The sequence below is a fragment of the Longimonas sp. genome (assembly GCF_046498435.1).
Lineage (GTDB): Bacteria > Bacteroidota > Rhodothermia > Rhodothermales > Salinibacteraceae > Longimonas.
The window spans coordinates 1-4,128 of sequence record NZ_JAWOAR010000249.1; the positions used below are offsets into that span (position 1 = coordinate 1).

Here is a 4,128-nt window from a genome sequence, read left to right on the forward strand (position 1 = left end):
ATCGACGAGAACCACCTGGTAACCGACGGCCTCAAGTGATTCGCCAATGCGTTGCCGGTGCTCACCGGGTGCGTCAAGGACAAGTGCCATGGGTACATCTTCGACTTTTTCCTCCCCCTTGTACAAACCCGATTGCAGCCAGTCAAGCTCCGGAGGCGGTGGCGGCTGCACCATGGCAGTCCGGTGTTCCCCGGAAGGGTTTGAGGCCTCCAGGGCAATGCCATTTCGGCAAAGAGGACACTTCAAAGCCAGTTTTTTCCCGGTCTCACGTCGATCTCGTCGGTCAGCGAAATCACGACCGACTCGCCCGGACTGGCTTTTTCTTGCTCACCGTCGAGCGTAACGATGCCCTCGACCTCGGTGGTCAGGTTCGAGGGCAGCACGACGACCTCTTCGCCCGGACGCACACTGCCAGAGGCCACTTGCCCAGCGAATCCGCGAAAGTCCTGGTGCGGACGAATCACGTTTTGCACGGGGAAGCGGAAATCGACCTGGTTACGGTCGCTCTGCGTTTTCACCGTCTCGAGGCGGTGCAGCAGCGTAGCGCCATTGTACCACGGCGTCTTCTCGCTTTCGGTGACAACGTTGTCCCCCTTGAGCGCCGAGATCGGGATGAAGGTGATATCGTTCACGTCGAGCTTATCGGCGAAGTCGCGGAACTCGTCCACGATTTCGCGGAAGCGGTCCTCGTCGTAGTCAACCAGATCCATCTTGTTGACCGCCACGATCATGTGCGGAATCTGCAGTAGCGACGCGATGAACGCGTGGCGATGCGACTGTTCGAGCACGCCCTTGCGCGCATCCAGCAGCACAATGGCGAGCTCAGCCGTTGAGGCACCGGTGACCATGTTGCGGGTGTACTGCTCGTGGCCCGGCGTATCCGCGATGATGAACTTGCGCTTGGGCGTAGCAAAGTAGCGGTAGGCCACGTCGATCGTGATACCCTGTTCGCGCTCGGCGCGCAGCCCGTCGGTGAGGAGCGCCAACTCCAGGTCTTCGTCGTCGCGCTGCGTGTTGCGCTGGATCTCAGACATCTTCTCCTCGAAGATGGCCTGCGTATCGTAGAAGAGCCGCCCAATGAGCGTGCTCTTGCCGTCGTCGACGCTGCCGGCAGTAGTGAATCGGAGTAAGTCCATAGAATGTTATAAATAGTCGAGATAGAGAAGCAGGAGACTTGCCAGAGAGGCAAGCGCGGCGTACTAACACGCAGTACTAAAAGTACCCTTTGCGCTTGCGATCTTCCATGGCGGCCTCGGAGCGCTGATCGTCGGTGCGTCCGCCGCGTTCGGAGTGGTTGGCCGTGGCGACCTCTTCGATGACCTCGGGAATGGTCGTAGCCGTCGATTCGATGGCACCGGTGCACGTCATGTCGCCAATGGTGCGGAAGCGGACCATCTTCTCGGCGTAGTGCTCGCCATCGCGCAGCGAGATGTAGTCGGATTTCGCGAGGAGCGAGCCGTCGCGTTCGACCACGTCGCGCTTGTGCGCGAGGTAGAGGCTTGGGATCTCCAGCCCTTCGCGCTCGATGTACTGCCACACATCGAGCTCCGTCCAGTTGCTCAGCGGAAAGACCCGAAAGTGCTCGCCCGGGTTACGGCGTCCGTTGTACTGATTCCACAGTTCGGGGCGCTGCTTCTTCGGATCCCACTGACCAAAGCGGTCGCGGTGCGAGAAGAAGCGCTCTTTGGCGCGGGCTTTTTCCTCGTCGCGGCGCGCGCCCCCGAGGGCGGCATCCACATCGAGTTCATCGAGCGCGTCGAGCAGCGTCACGATCTGCAGCTTGTTACGGCTTGCATTCGGTCCCTGCTCTTCTTTGACGCGCCCTTTGTCGATGGATTCCTGCACGGTACGCACGATCAGATTGGCTCCGATGCGCTCCATGAGGTCATCGCGAAAGCGTAGGGTTTCGGGGAAGTTATGCCCCGTATCCACATGCAAAAGGGGAAACGGAATGGGCTCTGGATAGAAGGCCTTCCGCGCCAGGTGTGTCATGGTAAGCGAGTCTTTGCCTCCCGAGAACATAAGTACGGGGCGCTCAAACTGCGCTGCAGTTTCGCGAATGACGTGGATGCCCTCAGACTCCAGAGTGTCCAGATGCCGGGCGGTTTCAGATGATACACTCATATGCAATGGGTGCGCTATAAAAAACGCGGTCGAGTTGTGTAGATGATGTCAGTCAGAACAGGGGACAGGCGTATGGGCTACGCTGTGGTTGATGCTTCAACGGCGTCCTGAAAGTAGTCGAGCGTTTTGCGCAAGCCGTCGCGGCGCTCCACCTGCGGAGACCAGTCGAGCGTGCGCTGCGCCTTCGAGATGTCGGGCTCGCGCACCTGCGGGTCGTCTTGCGGAAGCGGCTCGTACGTGACGGTGCTTCCCGAGTCGGTGAGTTCGATGATCTCTTCAGCAAACGCCTTGATGGTAATCTCTTCCGTGTTGCCAATGTTGACCGGCTCATTTTCGTCACTCAGCAGCAGGCGGTAGATGCCCTCCACAAGGTCATTCACATAGCAGAAGGAGCGCGTCTGGCTGCCGTCGCCATAGACGGTGAGCGGGTCACCACGCAGCGCCTGGCCCATAAACGTAGGCAGGGCGCGCCCGTCATCCAGCCGCATACGCGGACCATATGTGTTGAAGATGCGCACGATGCGCGTTTCTACACCGTGGTAGCGCTGGTACGCCATCGTGATGGCTTCGGCAAAGCGCTTGGCCTCGTCGTACACCCCACGCGAGCCAATGGGATTCACGTTGCCCCAGTAATCTTCAGGCTGCGGATGCACGAGCGGATCACCGTACACTTCGCTGGTGGAAGCTAAGAGCAGACGCGCGTCTTTGGCCTTGGCCAGCCCCAGCGCCTTGTGCGTGCCCAGCGCGCCCACCTTGAGCGTCTGAATCGGCAGACGCAGGTAGTCAGCGGGCGAGGCCGGGCTTGCAAAGTGGAGCACATAGTCGAGCTCGCCGCTCACGTGAATGTAGTCCGTCACGTCGTGGTGGATGAACTTGAACTGTTCATCTGGGCGCTCAAACAGGTGTGCAATGTTGTCGGTGTTGCCGGTGACAAGGTTGTCCATACAGAGGACCTCGTGGCCCTCGGCAATGAACCGGTCGCACAGATGCGACCCCAGGAATCCGGCACCGCCGGTGATAAGTGTGCGTGGCATGAGGCTGTGGGCGATAGCAAGAAACCAGGGCGGATGCGCAGGTCCGCCCCATGATAATCAGGAGCCGGGCGGCTACGCAGGCTGCCCGTTTTCCGAGAGCGCGGTTTCGATGGCCGCTTCGTCGTTCTCAGGCGGCAGCGAAGGGCGCCCAATGCTGGAGTAGATGAAGCCCATCTCGGCCATGCGCTTCGGATCGAACACGTTGCGTCCGTCAAAGATAACGGGCTCGGCCAGGCGGTCGCGCACATCGGCCAGGTCGGGACGGCGGAAGGCGTTCCACTCGGTGCAGATGACGAGGACGTCGGCCCCGTTGAGCGCGCTGTACATGTCGTCGGCGTAGTCGATCGCATCGCCGAACACGCGGCGCGTGGTGTCGATGGCTTCGGGGTCGTAGCCTACGATTTCGGCACCGGCGTCGAGCAGTGTGCGAATGATAACGTGCGACGGTGCCTCGCGAATGTCGTCGGTGTTGGGCTTGAACGAGAGGCCCCAAATCGCCACCTTCTTCCCCGTTACGTCGCCATCGAAGTAGTCAATGACGCGCTCCGCGAGCAGTTCGCGCTGCTGGTCGTTCACCTGAAGCACCGAGTCCAAAATCTGAAAGTCGTAATTGTTCTGGCGTCCGGTGCGATGCAGCGCCTGCACGTCTTTCGGGAAGCAACTGCCGCCGAATCCAATCCCCGCATACAGGAAGTGGCGTCCGATGCGATGATCTTTGCTGATGCCAAGGCGCACCTTATCGACGTTCGCCCCGACCTTCTCACACAAGTTGGCAATCTCGTTCATAAACGAGATGCGTGTGGCCAAGATGGAGTTGGCCGCATACTTGATCATCTCCGCAGACCGCTCCTGCCCGACTTCGGCCGCTACCAGGATGCCATCAGCGACAGCGAGCCCTTTCTGTTTCACTCGCGACTCGCCCCGGCGCTCAACGTGGGGCTGCTATCGCCCCGAGAGCTGACGCAGCGCC

Annotated in this window: 3 protein-coding genes and 1 pseudogene; all 4 read right to left on the minus strand. The window is 60.3% G+C overall.

Annotated elements, in window-relative coordinates:
- Positions 1–257: 257 nt before the first annotated feature.
- Positions 258–1,136, minus strand: a pseudogene (locus R6U20_RS09595) (sulfate adenylyltransferase subunit 1); the annotation flags it as partial.
- Between the two features lie 76 nt (positions 1,137–1,212).
- The gene (gene cysD / locus R6U20_RS09600; protein WP_410337637.1) at positions 1,213–2,124 is read right to left on the minus strand and encodes a sulfate adenylyltransferase subunit CysD; all 912 of its coding nucleotides are present in this window, start codon (positions 2,122–2,124) and stop codon (positions 1,213–1,215) included.
- Positions 2,125–2,201: 77 nt separating this feature from the next.
- On the minus strand, positions 2,202–3,158 hold the full coding sequence (locus tag R6U20_RS09605) for a UDP-glucuronic acid decarboxylase family protein (RefSeq protein WP_410337638.1): 957 nt from the start codon (positions 3,156–3,158) through the stop codon (positions 2,202–2,204).
- A 72-nt stretch (positions 3,159–3,230) separates the two neighbouring features.
- Entirely contained in the window at positions 3,231–4,067 is an 837-nt protein-coding gene (locus R6U20_RS09610) for a UDP-glucose dehydrogenase family protein (RefSeq protein WP_410337639.1), read from the minus strand.
- Between the last annotated feature and the right edge of the window lie 61 nt (positions 4,068–4,128).

Excerpts from the sequence above, each read along its gene's own strand:
- R6U20_RS09605 (WP_410337638.1), bottom strand. The coding sequence starts at position 3,158 with ATGCCACGCACACTTATCACCGGCGGTGCCGGATTCCTGGGGTCGCAT.
- cysD (WP_410337637.1), bottom strand. The coding sequence starts at position 2,124 with ATGAGTGTATCATCTGAAACCGCCCGGCATCTGGACACTCTGGAGTCT.